17 protein-coding genes and 1 other annotated feature (1 of these 18 cut by a window edge) are annotated in these 16,093 nt (G+C 39.2%); of the genes, 12 read left to right on the top strand and 5 right to left on the bottom strand.

Translation table 11 applies throughout. The features are described from left to right. Positions 1–188 (bottom strand) — a binding site (T-box leader); it reaches 21 nt to the left of the window's first position. Positions 189–277: 89 nt separating this feature from the next. Beyond that, the gene (locus EEJ45_RS13575) at positions 278–661 is read right to left on the bottom strand and encodes a DUF3899 domain-containing protein (RefSeq protein WP_245999913.1); all 384 of its coding nucleotides are present in this window, start codon (positions 659–661) and stop codon (positions 278–280) included. A 396-nt stretch (positions 662–1,057) separates the two neighbouring features. Between EEJ45_RS13575 and EEJ45_RS13570 the strand changes: the two genes are divergently transcribed. The 5 genes from EEJ45_RS13570 to EEJ45_RS13550 all read left to right on the top strand — a co-directional run bounded on the left by EEJ45_RS13570 (position 1,058) and on the right by EEJ45_RS13550 (position 6,759). Beyond that, positions 1,058–2,692, top strand: coding sequence for a peptide ABC transporter substrate-binding protein (locus EEJ45_RS13570; protein ID WP_124565350.1), 1,635 nt, complete (start codon positions 1,058–1,060; stop codon positions 2,690–2,692). A 132-nt stretch (positions 2,693–2,824) separates the two neighbouring features. Then, positions 2,825–3,754 (top strand): oligopeptide ABC transporter permease, encoded by a 930-nt coding sequence (gene opp3b / locus EEJ45_RS13565; RefSeq protein WP_124565349.1) that lies wholly within the window; start codon positions 2,825–2,827, stop codon positions 3,752–3,754. Next, entirely contained in the window at positions 3,751–4,767 is a 1,017-nt protein-coding gene (gene opp3C / locus EEJ45_RS13560) for an oligopeptide ABC transporter permease (protein WP_124565348.1), read from the top strand. The genes opp3b and opp3C overlap by 4 nt, the downstream gene beginning before the upstream one ends. A 20-nt stretch (positions 4,768–4,787) precedes the next feature. Then, positions 4,788–5,831, top strand: a complete 1,044-nt coding sequence (locus tag EEJ45_RS13555; protein WP_124565347.1) for an ABC transporter ATP-binding protein — start codon at positions 4,788–4,790, stop codon at positions 5,829–5,831. Beyond that, the gene (locus EEJ45_RS13550; protein WP_124565346.1) at positions 5,824–6,759 is read left to right on the top strand and encodes an ABC transporter ATP-binding protein; all 936 of its coding nucleotides are present in this window, start codon (positions 5,824–5,826) and stop codon (positions 6,757–6,759) included. The genes EEJ45_RS13555 and EEJ45_RS13550 overlap by 8 nt, the downstream gene beginning before the upstream one ends. A 28-nt stretch (positions 6,760–6,787) precedes the next feature. Here EEJ45_RS13550 and EEJ45_RS13545 read toward each other — a convergent pair whose 3' ends face one another. Then, the gene (locus tag EEJ45_RS13545) at positions 6,788–6,988 is read right to left on the bottom strand and encodes a hypothetical protein (protein ID WP_124565345.1); all 201 of its coding nucleotides are present in this window, start codon (positions 6,986–6,988) and stop codon (positions 6,788–6,790) included. Between the two features lie 310 nt (positions 6,989–7,298). Here EEJ45_RS13545 and spxA point away from each other — a divergent pair, with 310 nt between their 5' ends. Then, complete coding sequence (gene spxA / locus EEJ45_RS13540; protein ID WP_124565400.1) at positions 7,299–7,694, top strand: transcriptional regulator SpxA; 396 nt, start codon at positions 7,299–7,301, stop codon at positions 7,692–7,694. A gap of 95 nt (positions 7,695–7,789) precedes the next feature. Here spxA and EEJ45_RS13535 read toward each other — a convergent pair whose 3' ends face one another. Then, positions 7,790–8,464, bottom strand: coding sequence for a TerC family protein (locus EEJ45_RS13535; protein ID WP_124565344.1), 675 nt, complete (start codon positions 8,462–8,464; stop codon positions 7,790–7,792). Between the two features lie 322 nt (positions 8,465–8,786). Here EEJ45_RS13535 and mecA point away from each other — a divergent pair, with 322 nt between their 5' ends. The 4 genes from mecA to EEJ45_RS13515 all read left to right on the top strand — a co-directional run bounded on the left by mecA (position 8,787) and on the right by EEJ45_RS13515 (position 11,972). Next, positions 8,787–9,455, top strand: coding sequence for an adaptor protein MecA (gene mecA / locus EEJ45_RS13530; RefSeq protein ID WP_124565343.1), 669 nt, complete (start codon positions 8,787–8,789; stop codon positions 9,453–9,455). 131 nt (positions 9,456–9,586) lie between these two features. Next, entirely contained in the window at positions 9,587–11,113 is a 1,527-nt protein-coding gene (cls, locus tag EEJ45_RS13525; RefSeq protein ID WP_124565342.1) for a cardiolipin synthase, read from the top strand. Positions 11,114–11,209: 96 nt separating this feature from the next. Then, positions 11,210–11,548: a DUF4183 domain-containing protein gene (locus EEJ45_RS13520; protein ID WP_245999911.1), complete on the top strand. Its 339-nt coding sequence runs from the start codon at positions 11,210–11,212 to the stop codon at positions 11,546–11,548. A 10-nt stretch (positions 11,549–11,558) separates the two neighbouring features. Continuing rightward, positions 11,559–11,972 (top strand): DUF4183 domain-containing protein, encoded by a 414-nt coding sequence (locus tag EEJ45_RS13515; protein WP_164464289.1) that lies wholly within the window; start codon positions 11,559–11,561, stop codon positions 11,970–11,972. Here EEJ45_RS13515 and EEJ45_RS13510 read toward each other — a convergent pair whose 3' ends face one another. Beyond that, a complete protein-coding gene (locus tag EEJ45_RS13510) occupies positions 11,973–12,371 on the bottom strand; it encodes a DUF4183 domain-containing protein (protein WP_124565340.1) in 399 nt (132 codons plus the stop codon). A gap of 11 nt (positions 12,372–12,382) precedes the next feature. Then, complete coding sequence (locus EEJ45_RS13505) at positions 12,383–12,793, bottom strand: hypothetical protein (RefSeq protein ID WP_124565339.1); 411 nt, start codon at positions 12,791–12,793, stop codon at positions 12,383–12,385. A gap of 138 nt (positions 12,794–12,931) precedes the next feature. On the opposite strand from EEJ45_RS13505, the gene EEJ45_RS13500 reads away from it, so the two are divergent. Both EEJ45_RS13500 and pepF read left to right on the top strand, forming a co-directional pair. Continuing rightward, positions 12,932–14,116 carry a competence protein CoiA gene (locus EEJ45_RS13500; RefSeq protein ID WP_164464288.1) on the top strand — a complete coding sequence of 395 codons (1,185 nt, stop codon included), beginning with the start codon at positions 12,932–12,934 and terminating at the stop codon, positions 14,114–14,116. A gap of 64 nt (positions 14,117–14,180) precedes the next feature. Beyond that, entirely contained in the window at positions 14,181–16,004 is a 1,824-nt protein-coding gene (pepF, locus tag EEJ45_RS13495) for an oligoendopeptidase F (protein WP_124565337.1), read from the top strand. Positions 16,005–16,093 lie beyond the last annotated feature (89 nt).

The raw sequence follows: 16,093 nt of genomic DNA, 5'->3' as shown, positions 1-16,093 counted from the left end.
GTACCACCCTAATTATTTCGCATATGCGAAATCTCTTACTCCGATAACGCCGGAGAACGCCAAAGCCTACTGCACTGTTCGGTTTGGTGCTCAAAAGTCCATTCCATATCGCGCAAGTACTTGTTCTCACCCACCACAAGCTCTCTGAAACTGCCTCGACATGTACTACTCTTTATCAACGCAATGTATTGTATAGCGTACATTATAGCAAATTCACAGAAAACAATGCAACTGATAAAGAAATTAGGAAGAAGATTCTCAGACAGACACGTTATATTTATACGAAAAAAAGAAAGCTGAGAAGAGTGGATAAAATCGCCAAGGCTACGCCCGTTAACAGAATAGGATAGGTCGGCTTGAATGAGTAGGTTCGATATAAAATATCTTTATTATCAAGAGGTCCTTCTTCATCTTCAATAAAGGCAGATTCTTTTTGGGTCGTTTTAAATACTTTGCGAAATGCATAGCGTGTCACATTAAAAGCGCCTCGTTCAATGATAAACATAAATCCACCTACGATTAAAAAAGGCAATGCAACAAGAAAAGAAAAATCGACAAAATTCAACAAGAAATCATGGTTACCTGCCAAAAAAGCAAGTATACTTACCACAAGTAGGCTGCTTCCTATCAGCCAGCCAAACAGAGAATAGGTGCGTTTCAAAGTGTTTACCTCCGAAAAATGTATGTTGTAGTTCATTATACTATATCATTTTATAGACGCAACAGCGAAACTTAAGGGTGAAAGTATAAGGTTTATGAGAAAATCAACACAAATATTTACAAAAAATCTAAAAAACACATTATATCTTAAGAATTTTAATAAAAAGTATAAAAAGCATATTCACAATTGTCGGATTATATGTATAATTGAACATGTAGAGACCAGACGACAAATTTCGTCAGCCTTATGAAACAAATCAGTAATAAACATCTGTGCGCTGTTTTCGTAATCACTATTGCCGATAAGTTCGCACTTTTTTTATTTATAGCGACGAGTAACAGTGATTGCGAAGGCAGCGAGAGTGTTTCTGAAACAACGCGAGGAGGTTACAACAAGATGAAAAAGAAACAAACAGCAGTTCTTGCGTCCACGATAGCAGCAAGTATGTTGCTTGGTGCATGCGGCGGAGAAAAACAGTCAAAAACAACAGAAACAAAAAAAGGGACGGACAAGCAAGTATTGAACTTGGTTGAAACATCCGAGATTCCTTCCATGGATACAGCATTGGCGACAGACGCAGTATCTTTTAACGTAATGAATAACACAATGGAAGGTCTTTACACACTTGGTAAAAATGACAAGGAAGTACCTGGTGTAGCCGAGTCTTACGAAAAGAAAGATGACGGCAAAAAATACGTATTCAAGTTACGTAAGGATGCAAAGTGGTCCAACGGCGATCCTGTAACGGCAAAGGATTTTGTATTTGCTTGGAAGCGCGCGTTAGATCCAGCAACAAAAGCTGAATACGCTTACATTATGTTTGACATTAAGAATGCTGAAAAGGTAAACAAAGGAGAATTGCCTGCAGATCAACTTGGCGTAAAAGCTGTTGATGATTATACGTTAGAAGTTGAATTAGAAACAGCAATTCCTTATTTCGTAAGCTTAACGGCGTTCCCAACGTTCTATCCGCAAAATGAGAAGTATGTAAAAGAACAAGGCACAAAATTTGGTCTGGAAGCAAATACTACACTTTACAATGGTCCGTTTGTTCTAAGTGATTGGAAGCATGAGCAAAGCTTCCAAATGAAGAAGAATCCGACTTACTGGGATAACAAAACAGTTAAGCTTGAGGAAATCAACTTCAACATTGTAAAAGATACGGCAACAGAAGTTAACTTGTACGAGACAAATGCAGTTGACCGTGCTCGTTTGTCAGCTGAATTTGTGGATAAGTACAAAAGCAATCCAGAATTCAAAACAACACAAGATCCAACACTATTCTTTATGCGTTTGAACCAGAAGAATAAAGCTCTTGCGAATAAAGATATTCGCAAAGCAATTTCAATGGCATACGACAAAGAAGGAATTGCAAACGTATTGCTAAATAATGGTTCTATCGGTGCATACGGATTGGTACCAAAAGACTTTGTTTCCGGCCCTGATAAAAAAGACTTCCGTGAAACAAGCGGTAAGTTTGCAAAAACTAATGTTAAAGAAGCGCAAAAACTGTGGGAAAATGGTAAAAAAGAAGTTGGTGTTGACACAGTTCAACTAGAGTTGCTAAACTTTGATAATGAGAATGCCAAAAAAATTGGCGAATACCTGAAAGAGCAGCTTGAGAAGAATTTACCTGGTTTAACAATAACGATTAAGCAACAACCTTTTGCACAAAAGCTAAAGCTTGAATCTGATGGTCAATACGATCTTTCCTTTGCTGGTTGGGGACCGGATTATCCAGATCCAATGACATTCATGGATATGTTTGTGACAAACGGTTCTCACAACCAAATGGGTTACTCTAATGCAGAATACGATGCGTTGATCGAGAAGGCTAAAACGGATATGTCCGATTTAAAAGCGCGCTGGGACAACCTAGTAAAAGCAGAGAAAATTTTATTTGAAGACGCAGCTATCGCACCTGTATATCAACGTGGTAAAGCGTTCGTTCAAAAAGAGTATGTAAAGAATGTGATCGATCATAAGTTTGGCGGCGAGTTTAGCTTTAAGTGGGCTTACATCGAAAAATAAGAAAATACGGAACGCATGTTCAAAAAGAGTATATGCCAAGGGCATGTACTCTTCTTTTCCTACTTATAAGGGAAGGGTATTTTCTAAAGGTGAATTATTTGAACATTTCGTAAAATATGAGGGGGTGCTGGTGTGGGACGTTATACTTTACAACGTTTTATTTACATGATTATTACTCTGTTTTTGATTACAACATTCACATTCTTCTTAATGAAGCTGCTTCCGGGTTCTCCATTGCAAAACCAAGAAAAGCTGACACCGGAGCAAAAAACAATTATCTTGGAAAAATATGGACTAAATGACCCTGTACCTGTGCAATATGCACGTTATATGGCGAATTTGGTGCAAGGTGATTTAGGCATATCTTTTAAATACGACAATCGTCCTGTAACAGAAATGATTAGCACTCGTATCGGGCCTTCTGCACAGCTAGGTTTGCAAGCCCTAATTCTAGGTACATTCTTTGGACTATTGCTTGGTATTATTGCCGCATTAAGAAATAATACATGGGCTGATTATGGTGCGACAGTTGTATCTGTGCTAGGTATCTCAGTTCCATCCTTTGTGTTCGCTGCACTATTGCAGTACTATGTAGGGGTAAAACTGGGCTGGCTACCAGTTGCATTCTGGAAAGGTTTTTCTTACACAATCTTACCAACGATTGCACTATCCGTTGCGGTAACAGCAAATATCGCTCGCTTCGCGCGTACAGAGCTTCTTGAAGTTATGAATTCGGACTACATCTTAATGGCAAAAGCAAAGGGTGTAAGTCAAACAGGAATCGTAATTAAGCACGCATTGCGTAATGCTTTAATTCCAGTTATTACAATCTTAGGGCCAATGGCAGTTAACTTGATGACAGGAACACTTGTTATTGAGCGTATTTTCTCCGTACCAGGTCTTGGTGAGCAGTTCGTTAACTCTATTACATTGAACGACTACTCAGTTATCATGGGAACGACCATCTTCTATAGTGCGTTGTTCATCATCGTTATTTTCATCGTGGACTTGTTGTATGGAATTGTTGATCCACGCATTCGTTTAGCGGGAGGTAAGAAATAATGAAAGATTTACAAAACCTGTCTCCGGATTTGTTTCAACCCGCAAACAGAGAAGCGGGTGACCATGAAAAAATTGTTCGTCCAAGCTTAACTTATTGGCAAGATGTTAGAAGACGTTTGTTTAAAAATAAAGGTGCAACTGCCGGTTTAATCGTATTTTTACTTGTTGTGTTTTTTGCAGCATTTGGTCCAATGATGAGCAAGTACTCATACAAGGATCAAGATTTGAACCGTGCTAAATTACCTCCTAAAGTACCTGTTCTTGAGCATGTTGCGTTTCTTGGACTTGACGGTGTAGATCAGTATGGGGTAGACCAATACGAAAAGCGTGGTATTAAAGAATACTTCTGGTTTGGAACAGATGATCTTGGACGTGATTTATGGACAAGAACATGGGAAGGAACTCGTGTTTCTCTATATATCGGTTTATTGGCAGCAGCCATTGATATGATTATCGGTGTCACCTATGGGGGGATCTCCGGTTTTTATGGCGGTCGAGTTGATAATATCATGCAGCGCTTTGCTGAAATTTTGAACGGTATTCCGTTCCTAATTATAGTCATTTTGTTCGTTATCATTTTGGAGCCAGGTGTTATCTCGATTTCACTTGCTCTCGTTATTACCGGCTGGATTAGTATGTCACGTATCGTACGTGGTCAAGTATTGAAGCTAAAAGGGCAAGAATACGTGTTGGCTTCCCGCACATTGGGTGCATCTAACGGTAAATTAATTGCAAAACATTTAATTCCAAACGTAATGGGTCCAATTATCGTTATGGCGATGTTTACGATTCCAGGTGCGATTTTCGCAGAAGCGTTTCTAAGCTTCATCGGTCTTGGTATTCGTCCGCCGTTCGCATCTCTTGGATCTCTTGTAAACGATGGTTACAAATCCATTCAAACATATCCACACGTTATGTTCGTTCCGGCAATTGTAATCAGCTTATTGATCTTGAGCTTAAACTTGTTGGCAGACGGATTGCGCGATGCTCTAGATCCGAAAATGCGTAAGTAAAATAGAAAGGAGAGAGTGGAATGGAAAAATTATTAGAAGTAAAAGATCTGCATGTCTCCTTTGATACGCATGCCGGCGAAGTATTCGCAGTGCGCGGTGTCAGCTTTGACCTGAAAAAAGGAGAAACGCTTGCAATTGTAGGAGAATCCGGTTCAGGTAAATCAGTAACATCTAAAGCGTTAATGGGGTTAATCCCTAACCCACCAGGACGCATCAAGCATGGTGAAATTTTGTTTGACGGTCGTGATTTGGCAAAGCTAAGTGAAAAAGAAATGCAACAAATTCGTGGGAAAGAAGTGTCGATGATTTTCCAAGATCCGATGACATCCCTAAATCCAACGATGACAATCGGAAATCAGATCATGGAAGGTTTAATCAAGCATCAAAATATGAGCAAAGCGGATGCTCGTAAGGTAGCGCTTGAACTTCTTGACTTGGTTGGTATTCCAAACCCTGAAGCACGTCTAAAACAATATCCGCACCAATTCTCTGGTGGTATGAGACAGCGTGTTGTAATTGCGATTGCACTTGCATGTAATCCAAAGCTGTTAATTGCTGATGAGCCAACAACTGCACTAGATGTAACAATCCAAGCGCAAATTCTAGAGCTAATGAAGGATATTCAGCAAAAAACAGAAGCTGCCATCATTTTTATCACACATGACCTTGGTGTAGTAGCGAACGTTGCTGACCGGGTTGCAGTTATGTACGCAGGAAAAATTGTAGAAATCGGTACGGTCGATGAGATTTTCTACAATCCAAAGCATCCATATACATGGGGGCTGTTAGCTTCTATGCCAAGTCTTGATGGTAAAGATGAAGAGTTATATGCAATTCCTGGTTCACCACCTGACTTGATTAAGCCGCCAAAAGGTGATGCATTTGCTGCACGTAACCCACAGGCACTCAAGATTGATTTTGAAATGGAGCCGCCGATGTTTAAAGTTAGCGATACACATTATGCGGCAACTTGGTTGCTTCATGAAGATGCACCGCACGTTGCGCCTCCTGAAATTGTACAAAGCCGTATTCGTCAAATGAAGGAGGGGGAGCGTAATGTCTAACAATCGCGAAAAATTGATTGAAGTTAAGAACGTAAAGCAATACTTTAAAGTAGGCGGCGGCGTTGTCAAAGCAATTGACGATGTTACGTTCGATATCTACAAGGGTGAAACGTTCGGTCTTGTAGGGGAATCCGGTTCCGGTAAATCTACAACAGGTCGTACTATCATTCGTTTGTATGATGCAACTGCTGGTGAAGTATTATTTGACGGTGAAAATGTTCACGGCAAAAAATCTAAGGCAGATTTGAAGAAGTTCAATCGTAAAATGCAAATGATCTTCCAAGATCCGTATGCATCTTTAAATCCGCGTATGACAGTTGCTGATATTATTGCAGAAGGCATTGACATTCATGGTCTTGCCAAAAACAAAGAAGATCGTATGCGCCGCGTTTACGAGCTGTTGGAAACAGTAGGTCTAAACCGTGAGCATGCAAGCCGTTATCCGCATGAGTTCTCCGGTGGTCAAAGACAGCGTATCGGTATCGCACGTGCGCTAGCTGTTGAACCAGAGTTCATCATCGCCGACGAGCCAATTTCCGCATTGGACGTTTCCATCCAAGCGCAGGTTGTTAATCTACTGAAAAAATTGCAAAAAGAAAAGGGACTAACATACCTATTTATCGCCCACGATTTGTCCATGGTTAAATATATCAGCGATCGCATTGGTGTTATGTATCACGGTAAAATCGTTGAGTTGGCGACAAGTGAAGAGTTGTATGAACACCCAATTCACCCATATACAAAATCTCTTCTTTCTGCGATTCCACTTCCGGATCCAGATTATGAGCGTAATCGTAAGCGTATTGTATATGATCCTTCTCAGCACAACTACGGTGGAGAAGAGCCGGTTATGCGTGAAATTCGTCCTGGGCACTTTGTATTGTGCTCTGAAGCAGAATATAAGAGATATAAAGAATTGTATCAATAAGAAAGAGCCACCAAATTTTGGTGGCTTTTTAATATGTTTTTTTCTTGTAAATGCCGTTTCCGCCCACCATCTTCCAATTTGTTTGGATTGATGCGCTTTTATTTACAAATTTCTTTTTATTCTTTGTACCAATTGCTTCGCCAATGCCGTTCGTTAAGATACCAATTGTTGCCGTCAGCCCAATTACAAGAATTGCTACTACTATAAAGTCTATCATATAAGTAATCATTCATACCCTCCTATCCCATATAGGTTTATTTATTATTTTAATTGAGTTAATTTGTAAATAGAAGATTAAATTTTTTAAAATATCGACAATTAACAACGATGTTTTTAAATATCTTACGTTTTGTACAAATTTTGTATAAGTTTTTTCCTGTATTTTTAAAGAAATTAATATATATTTCCTGATTAACTTGTTGTATAATGAGTATTGAGTTACTTATTTAAAGTAATTGTAATTTGAAAATGAGTTTCACTTAGGTGTTCATTACGTTAGAATGGCAATTCTATACTCGACAAAGGAGAGTGAGTGCATGATGGTAACGTTATATAGTTCGCCAAGTTGTACGTCTTGTAGGAAGGCAAAATCATGGTTAGAGGAAAACCATATTCCTTATACAGAGAGAAATATTTTTTCGGAGCCATTAAAGGTTGACGAAATTAAAGAAATTCTTCGTATGACAGAAAGCGGAACTGATGAAATCATTTCAACTCGTTCTAAAATTTTTCAAGAGCTTGATGTGCAAGTAGAATCTATGCCGCTTCAAGATTTGTATAAGCTAATTCAAGATCACCCTGGCATTTTACGCCGTCCAATTATTATTGATGAAAAGCGTCTGCAAGTGGGATATAACGAAGATGAAATTCGTCGTTTCTTACCTCGTACTGTTCGTACATTCCAATTGCGTGAAGCACAAAAGCTTGTAAATTAAATAGATATAAAAAAATCGGACATCCTCTTGTCCGATTTTTTTATACGATATGATTTCTCCTCACAAGGAAAAAATCCTTTTTTTTTCGAATATGTTTATTGATGAGCTTTTTTCATTTTTATTTGATTCATTGTGTAACCTACTAATAGTACAAGAATAACCATACCAATTGGTAATGCATAGTCTACAATTGGATACTTTGTAAAGAAGTCTGCTAATCTTGGTTCATGTAGCATCATTGTGCCAGCAGTATATGCCAAAATACCCGCACCGACATATACTAAAGAAGAAAATCTCTCCATAAGTGTCAAGATAATTTTGCTGCCCCATACAATAATAGGTACAGAGACCAATAGTCCAAGTACAACTAATATAATGTGTCCATTAGCCGCACCAGCAATCGCTAAAATATTATCAAATCCCATGACAATGTCAGCGAAAACGATTGTGCGAATGGCAGCACCAAGAGTCGCCCCTGCTTTAATATTGGATAAATCATCACCGTCATCTGTCAGCAAGTTATAGGCAATAAACAACAGCAATATACCTCCAACAAGCTGCAGGAATGGAATTTTCAGTAAGTATACGGCGACAATAGTAAGTAAAATACGAATAAGGATTGCTAATCCTGTTCCAATAAAAATAGCTGTATTACGCTGTTGAACTGGCAAGTTACGGCTAGCTAGAGCGATAACGATGGCGTTATCACCGCCTAAGACAATATCAATACCGATAATGACCAATACGGACATCAGAAAATCTAATTCCATAGCAATTTCCCCCGTTTATTCCTCTATATGCGTACGGATGAAAGACGTCCGCGTGCAAGCATTGTGAGATTACAATTACTTTACTCACTATAAGATAATAGGTTGACCCTGTCAAGAATCGGAATCGTTCTAAGTTTGTCGAATAGGCAAATAATTGTTTTTCATAAAAACAGTTATTTTATTTCCATTCTGCGTCTTGTTATCATAAAATGAGAGTACAAGATTTTTAGGTGATTTTCCCTAAACATGATATGATTAATGAGACACATTCTAGAAGGGGTCCCTTCATAGAACAACATAAGATAAGAAGGGAGAGACTGAAATGGAAATTGAAAGAGTAAATGAAAATACGGTCAAGTTTTATATAACATATGTAGATATTGAAGAGCGCGGTTTTAGCCGAGATGAGATATGGCAAGATCGAGAGCGTAGTGAACAGTTATTTTGGGAGATGATGGATGAAGCGCGTGATCAAGATGATTTCTTTGCTGATGGTCCGTTGTGGATTCAAGTGCAGGCTCTCGAAAAAGGAATTGAGGTAGTTGTAACCAAAGCGCAGCTTTCTAAAAATGGGCAGAAGCTTGAGTTACCGCTTTTAGATAAAATTATTGATATTCCATTGGATGAAAATTTGGAGGCACTGTTTGATCAACAGCTTGAAGAAGAAGATTTTTCTTATGTAAGTAAAGAGGGGATTTTAGAGTTTCTTGTTAAATTTGCAAGCTTTGAAGACGTTATCGCCTTAAGTCATCGAATGGAACTAATTGATGTGAAAAATGAACTGTATGTATTTGACGAACGATACTATTTATATGTAGAATTTGATGAAATGTTACATGATGAAGAGGAAATGGACACGATTCTAAGTATAATTTTGGAATACGGAGAAGAGTCTGCTATGACCGTTCATCGCGTACAAGAGTACGGTAAACAAATTATTGCGGAACAAGCGCTAGATACTATTCGTCAGCACTTTCCACCGCTAAGTTAAACCGATTTCTATTTCCTGGAATCGGTTTTTTTATGTCAAAATGCCAGTGTGTTCTTTTTATAAGGCAACTTTTGTTTGTGGTTTTCTTACTTATGTCATTTTGTGGCATAATAGAAACAGGGGGGAGTTTCATGAAAAAAATTGTCAAGTTAGTTTTTTTGTTTATTATACTGTTTGTCCTTTTCGTTATTGTTCAACACGAAAAAGCGCTGAATATATATATTGAAAATATTTCTTTGTTTGGGATATTTAGTACTTTGTTTACAATCTCGGGTGTATTAATTGGTTTTGTCATTTTTCTTGAGAATAGACAACCATCGAAAACCTTGACTTGGTTGATTGTATTAGGAATTTTTCCGGTTATTGGTTTTTTTGCGTATTTATTGTTTGGACAAAACTTTCGCAGAAAGCGGATTTTTGCACGTAAAGGGTTATTAGATGAACAGGCGTTTTCTCGTTATAAGGAAAGTATGCAAGAGAGAGATGCCTATCTTGAATCACATAAAGAGCAAAGTGTGTTGTTGCAATTGGCGGAACGCATCGGAACTTCGCATGTATCCTTTCGTACAGAGACAACTGTATTAACAAATGGTGCGGAAACATTTGCAGCTATTTTAGAAACGTTGGAACAAGCAGAGCATCATATACATATGGAGTACTATATTGTACGTCATGATGGAATTGGTACGCAAATTAAGGAGCTGTTAATAAAAAAAGCAAGACAAGGCGTGCAAGTGCGATTTTTATATGATGCAGTAGGAAGTTTTCGGCTTTCGAAAAAATATATTAAGGATATGACGGATGCAGGTATTGAGATGGTACCCTTTTTTCCTGTGCGTGTTCCTATTTTAAACGATAAAATTAATTATCGAAATCACCGAAAAATCATTGTTGTAGATGGAAATGAAGGTTTTATTGGTGGACTGAATATTGGTGATGAGTATTTGGGTAAAAATGAGTATTTTGGCTTTTGGCGTGATACGCACTTGTACCTGAAGGGAGAAGCGGTGCAAAGCTTACAGCTTATTTTTTTGCAAGACTGGTTTTATATGACGGGAGAAACGTTAGTAAATCCAATCTACATGTCAGCAGAGCGTTTACCAAGAAAGGATGGTGGGGTGCAATTAATAGCGGGTGGACCAGATAGTAAGTGGGAAACAATTAAACACTTGTATTTTGCGATGATTACGTCCGCAAAAGAATCGATTTGGCTCGCCACTCCTTATTTTATTCCGGATGATGATATTTTATCGGCGCTTAAAATCGCAGCATTAGCAGGTCTGGATGTCCGGCTTTTAATGCCTGCAAAGCCAGATAAACGAACTGTATTTTATGCTTCTCGTTCTTACTTTCCTGAGTTACTTGAAGCAGGTGTGAGGATATATGAATATGAAAAAGGGTTTTTGCATAGCAAAATTGTAATTGTGGATAAAAGTATTGCTTCTATTGGAACTGCAAATATGGATATGCGTAGTTTTCACTTAAATTTTGAAGTGAATGCTTTCTTATATGGAACAGAGAGTATTCAGAAACTTGTTACAGACTTTGAAACAGATTTAACGGTTTCGCGCAACATTCATATTACGCGTTTTCAAAACAGGCGATTTGTCATGCGCATTGTTGAATCAGCGTACCGCTTGCTTTCTCCATTATTATAGGTGAACAGGCACCATTTTCTCCAAAGTGAGTACTTTGTTTATAGTTATAATCTGTTGGTTTGCATGTAACAATACAATGCAGAAGGAGGCATAACGATGGATCGGCATAGAAGTTGTTTGGCTCCTCCGCCTTTTTTACCTGCACATGTGATACCTGATTGTGTGGTTAAGGTAAAACCCCTAGCTTGCGTGGAAACTATGGGCTATTACACATACTCAGATGGACAAAAAAGGGTATATACAGATTGTGACGGGGTCACAGAACAACGTATTTATGATCCTAGAGAAGTATCATATCTGAATGTATTTATTAATGGGGTATTGCAACCTACTTGTAACTACCTTGTGAAAAAAGGTAGGTTACTGTTGTGTACAGAAGATATTCCAGCTAAAGGTGTTCCAATTATTTTGCAGTTTGTGAAAATTTTAAAATAGGGGGATGCATATGCCACCTAGACTGGTGAAGTTATTTGTGCAGGCGAACAGCACGTTTCAAGGAAATGCAGTAGCAGATACAACGACAACTGTAACACCTGTTGCCTCAAGGTATGTGGCTATTGTGGATGCAGGAATGGTTACAACGGGTGAAACAAATATTTCGGTTGCAAGTTTTGAGGATGATGCAGGTAATCCAGCAACTGTATTGCCTGTTCCTGGGACGAATGTATTTGTTAATGTATATGTGAACGGTGTGTTACAGCAAGGAAGCTTAACGGTACTCACAACGACGAATGTGCGTATTGGCGCTGAAGTTTTGAGTGGCGTTCCTGTGGTCATTGAAAGTGTCCAAACAACCGCGATTTCTACATCCACTATTAATACGGGCAGCTTAGTTATTGATACGACAGTGGAAACATAACTAAGATGTAATATCGGTTGTTACGGTGAAATTATTAGAGACGTTTGAACTGGAAGTAACGTTTGACAAATCAACTACCTCAATAGCAATAGAGGAAAGCGCCGATAATGTGCTTGCTATCGTTAGGCCTGTTGTTGCCAAAGTGATACTTCCAGCAGGCTGAAGATTCCCATTTATATATACATTATAGTATCCATACGTAGGGGGAGATGGCAGTGCTGAAACAGTATTGCCATTATCGTTCCTGAAATTGCTAGCACCAATTGTAAATGAGCCTAACGATAGCGTGACAGAGGCAAAAAATCTTTGTACGCTGGGGATAATCGTTGTTGTTGTTGCTACTGTAACAGTACCCTGAATTGTACTTGTTGCGATAGCATTCAATTTTTGAAGTCCCATGTGTTCACTCCTTACGTGTAAATATCTGTTTGTACGGATAAATCGTTTTGTACGGAAGAAGACGACACAACTGTAAATGTGTAAACAATAAGTGAAACCGGCACAGCAATTAATGATAAGGACGTACCTGCTATCGTCAGACGGATAGATGTTAATGATACACGACTAGCTGGCTGCAGTTCGCCACCTACAAACACGTTCATGTATCCATTCGCAGGAACGCTTGGTAAGCCTCCACTTGGGAGATAAGCGCCGCTATCTGTTTGAAAGCTAGGAGCGTTAATATTGGTTGTGCCGATGCTCAGAAGAACATTAGCAAAGAAGCGCTGTACTGTTATTGAAAGTACAGAGGAGGTTGTGGCAGGAAGTGTTCCTTCCACACGGCTCGCTGCTTTGAGTCGAGGGGGTTGAAGCAAAGTCATTCATTCCTTTCCATAAGCATGTACTAGTATATGCTCGTTATCTTCAACCTGTTAGTACGGACAGGCTGAATATTTTTTATTGTCAAAGAGGATAAATAAAGATTGTGTCGAAAGGAAAGCGAAAAGGAGTGTGATAACGTGTTTGTCGCAATAGATGCGCAGAAACGAACCTATAACGTGCTGCACGCTACTAGTAAAGCGCAGCTCCGGATTTTACGGCAGCAAACGACTTTTTTCTGTCCAGTATGTAATGAACCTGTACGTCTAAAGATAGGTAGCCACAATCAACCCCATTTTGCGCATATTCGTACAAGCAATTGTCCAGAATTCGAGAGAGAGTCAGCTTATCATTTGAAAGGAAAAGAAAAGCTCTATCAATGGTTGCATAGGCAAAAATTTAATGTGGAAATAGAGAAATATATACCGGATATTGCGCAGCGTCCGGATTTGATGGCTTCTAAGCAAGATGTTAGCATGGCAATTGAGTATCAATGTTCGACGATATCTTGTGAATTGCTTGTAAAGCGTACAATGTCGTATTGGCGGCAAGGCATTCGAGTAATATGGATTTGGGGTGGCAATCAATTGAAACGCCGAGGCTCCCATTGGTTACATCTATCAGATATGCAAGCCTTATCTGTGCAACAAAGCGGTATTCTTTATTTTTGTCCTGAAGCAATGACTATAATGCAGTGTACACCTCTCATTCCGTTTTCATCCGCTACAGCGTTCTCTCATATTATTCCTCATTCATTACGAACTTCACAATTCTCTGGCGTAATGTTGCAACAGCGCTTAGATGTGAGTACTTTACTAAACGAATGGAACCGAAAAAAGAAAATATGGCGTCATCATGGTCTCTATCTAAAGCATTCTCAATCTCCCTTTTTAAAGTATCTCTACAAAAAAGGAATTTCTCCTTCTTGTTTTCCTCCTGAAGTTTTGATTCCCCTACCATCACTTATAGGATTTCATACAGCTCCACTATTGTGGCAAACGCATATTTTATTAGAAGAGCTAGGATGTTTCTCAACAGGAGATACGTTTGCTGCATCCTATATATATAATCGTCTAATGAAAATGGTGAAGATAAGGCGGTTGCCATATTTATCACCTGCTTTACCGAAGAAGGCTTTGCTGGAGTATTTTCAATTTCTTTGTGGAACGGGCATGTTGGCACAGCGAGATACGTATACATATCAAAAGCTGCGAGAGCCTCTTCTCCCTTTTGGAGAAACGGAAGCATACGAGATGGATAAAGCAGTTATACAACATACCGCTGCCTTGTTTCCTACAACATTACTAGAAGAAAATAGGATATAATAGAAGCGTCTGGCAGGAATAAGACAAAGAAAATCGAATGGTAAGAAAAAAGGAGGGATTTATTATGTCAGAGCAAAAAACAGTGAATAAGTTGCCGCGCCGTGAGGAACTAGACAAGGCTTATATGTGGAAGCTTGAAGATATTTTCGCATCTGATCAAGAGTGGGAAAAAGAGTTTGAACAAGTAAAAGGGTTGCTGCCTAAGCTTGTTGATTTTAAAGGAAAGCTTGGTGAATCCTCGCAACAGTTGCTTGAGATGCTTCAGTATCAAGATGAGGTATCGCTTCGTCTCGGTAAGCTATATACATACGCACATATGCGATACGATCAAGACACAACGAATTCTTTTTATCAGGCTCTTAATGACCGGGCGACGAATTTGTATACAGAGCTTTCCAGCAGCACGGCATATATTGTGCCGGAGATTTTAGCTGTGCCAGAGGAAAAGCTGCAGGCATTTTTGACAGAGAATAAAGACTTGGCTCTGTATGCACATTATTTAGAGGAAATTAATCGTCAGCGCCCACATGTATTGTCTGAAAATGAGGAAGCAATTTTAGCGCAAGCATCTGACGCGCTACGCACTGCGAGCAATACGTTTGGGATGTTAAACAATGCGGACTTGAAGTTTCCAGAAATTACGGATGAAAACGGTGAAGAGGTCGAGGTGACGCATGGACGCTATATTCGCTTTTTAGAAAGCGAAGACCGACGTGTACGTCATGATGCATTTAAAGCTGTATATGATACGTATGATCAGTATCGAAATACGTTAGCTAGCACATTGAGCGGCGCTGTAAAGCGTAATAACTTTTATGCGCGTGTTCGTAAGTATGGTTCGGCTAGACAAGCAGCTCTTGCGAACAATAGTATTCCGGAAAGTGTGTACGACCAATTAGTCGACACAGTAAACGATAATTTGCACCTTTTGCATCGTTATATCGACATTCGCAAACGTGCGCTTGGTGTAGATGAACTGCATATGTATGATTTGTACACGCCTCTCGTTAAGGAAGTTAAGATGGAAGTGTCGTATGAAGAAGCACAAGAATTACTATTGAAGTCTCTTGCTGTATTAGGAGACGAGTATGTAGAAATTTTGAAACAAGCATACGCCGATGGCTGGGTAGATGTGTATGAAAACAAAGGTAAGCGTAGTGGTGCTTATTCCTCAGGTGCATACGGTACAAATCCGTACATTTTAATGAATTGGCATGACAACGTGAATAACTTGTTCACATTGGCGCATGAGTTCGGTCATTCTGTACACAGCTATTACACACGCAAGCATCAGCCTTACGTGTATGGAGACTATTCTATTTTTGTAGCCGAGGTTGCATCCACATGCAACGAAGCGTTGTTAAACGATTACTTGCTTAAGACGACAGATGATAAGAAGAAACGTTTGTACTTGTTAAATCATTATTTAGAAGGATTCCGCGGTACAGTGTTCCGTCAAACAATGTTTGCTGAGTTTGAGCACCTTATTCATATGAAGGCACAAGAAGGCGAGGCGTTAACACCTGATTTATTAACGGAACTATACTATAATCTCAATAAGAAGTACTTTGGAAATAATCTTGTCATCGATGAAGAAATCGGTCTTGAGTGGTCACGTATTCCGCATTTCTATTACAACTACTATGTATATCAATATGCAACAGGCTTTAGTGCGGCAACTGCGCTATCTAAGCAGATTTTAGAAGAGGGCGAGCCTGCGGTGAGACGTTACATTGATAACTTCTTAAAAGCGGGTAGCTCTGATTATGCAATCGAAGTGTTGAAAAAAGCCGGTGTGGATATGACATCTTCTAAGCCAATGCAAGATGCACTTCAAGTATTCGCTGAAAAATTAGATGAGCTAGAGCAATTGTTATTTGAAGAATAAAAACTTGCGCTGCGGCGCAAGTTTTTTTGTCGAGAACCTCAGCCCTATGGAGCTGAGCGAGCCGCATCCGCTTTTCTTGATGTCCAGCT

The organism is Ectobacillus antri (assembly GCF_003852715.1).
Classification (GTDB): domain Bacteria; phylum Bacillota; class Bacilli; order Bacillales; family Bacillaceae_G; genus Ectobacillus; species Ectobacillus antri.
The sequence above is the reverse complement of the archived record's forward strand: the minus strand, read 5'-3'. Positions and strand labels throughout refer to the sequence as shown.

What these genes read in the sequence shown, in the direction of transcription:
- cls (WP_124565342.1), top strand. Translation starts at nt 9,587, where the DNA reads ATGAAAAAAATTGTCAAGTTAGTTTTTTTGTTTATTATACTGTTTGTC.
- EEJ45_RS13555 (WP_124565347.1), top strand. Translation starts at nt 4,788, where the DNA reads ATGGAAAAATTATTAGAAGTAAAAGATCTGCATGTCTCCTTTGATACG.
- EEJ45_RS13550 (WP_124565346.1), top strand. Translation starts at nt 5,824, where the DNA reads ATGTCTAACAATCGCGAAAAATTGATTGAAGTTAAGAACGTAAAGCAA.
- EEJ45_RS13535 (WP_124565344.1), bottom strand. Translation starts at nt 8,464, where the DNA reads ATGGAATTAGATTTTCTGATGTCCGTATTGGTCATTATCGGTATTGAT.
- spxA (WP_124565400.1), top strand. Translation starts at nt 7,299, where the DNA reads ATGGTAACGTTATATAGTTCGCCAAGTTGTACGTCTTGTAGGAAGGCA.
- EEJ45_RS13505 (WP_124565339.1), bottom strand. Translation starts at nt 12,793, where the DNA reads ATGACTTTGCTTCAACCCCCTCGACTCAAAGCAGCGAGCCGTGTGGAA.
- EEJ45_RS13570 (WP_124565350.1), top strand. Translation starts at nt 1,058, where the DNA reads ATGAAAAAGAAACAAACAGCAGTTCTTGCGTCCACGATAGCAGCAAGT.
- mecA (WP_124565343.1), top strand. Translation starts at nt 8,787, where the DNA reads ATGGAAATTGAAAGAGTAAATGAAAATACGGTCAAGTTTTATATAACA.
- EEJ45_RS13510 (WP_124565340.1), bottom strand. Translation starts at nt 12,371, where the DNA reads ATGGGACTTCAAAAATTGAATGCTATCGCAACAAGTACAATTCAGGGT.
- pepF (WP_124565337.1), top strand. Translation starts at nt 14,181, where the DNA reads ATGTCAGAGCAAAAAACAGTGAATAAGTTGCCGCGCCGTGAGGAACTA.
- EEJ45_RS13545 (WP_124565345.1), bottom strand. Translation starts at nt 6,988, where the DNA reads ATGATTACTTATATGATAGACTTTATAGTAGTAGCAATTCTTGTAATT.
- EEJ45_RS13520 (WP_245999911.1), top strand. Translation starts at nt 11,210, where the DNA reads ATGGATCGGCATAGAAGTTGTTTGGCTCCTCCGCCTTTTTTACCTGCA.
- EEJ45_RS13515 (WP_164464289.1), top strand. Translation starts at nt 11,559, where the DNA reads ATGCCACCTAGACTGGTGAAGTTATTTGTGCAGGCGAACAGCACGTTT.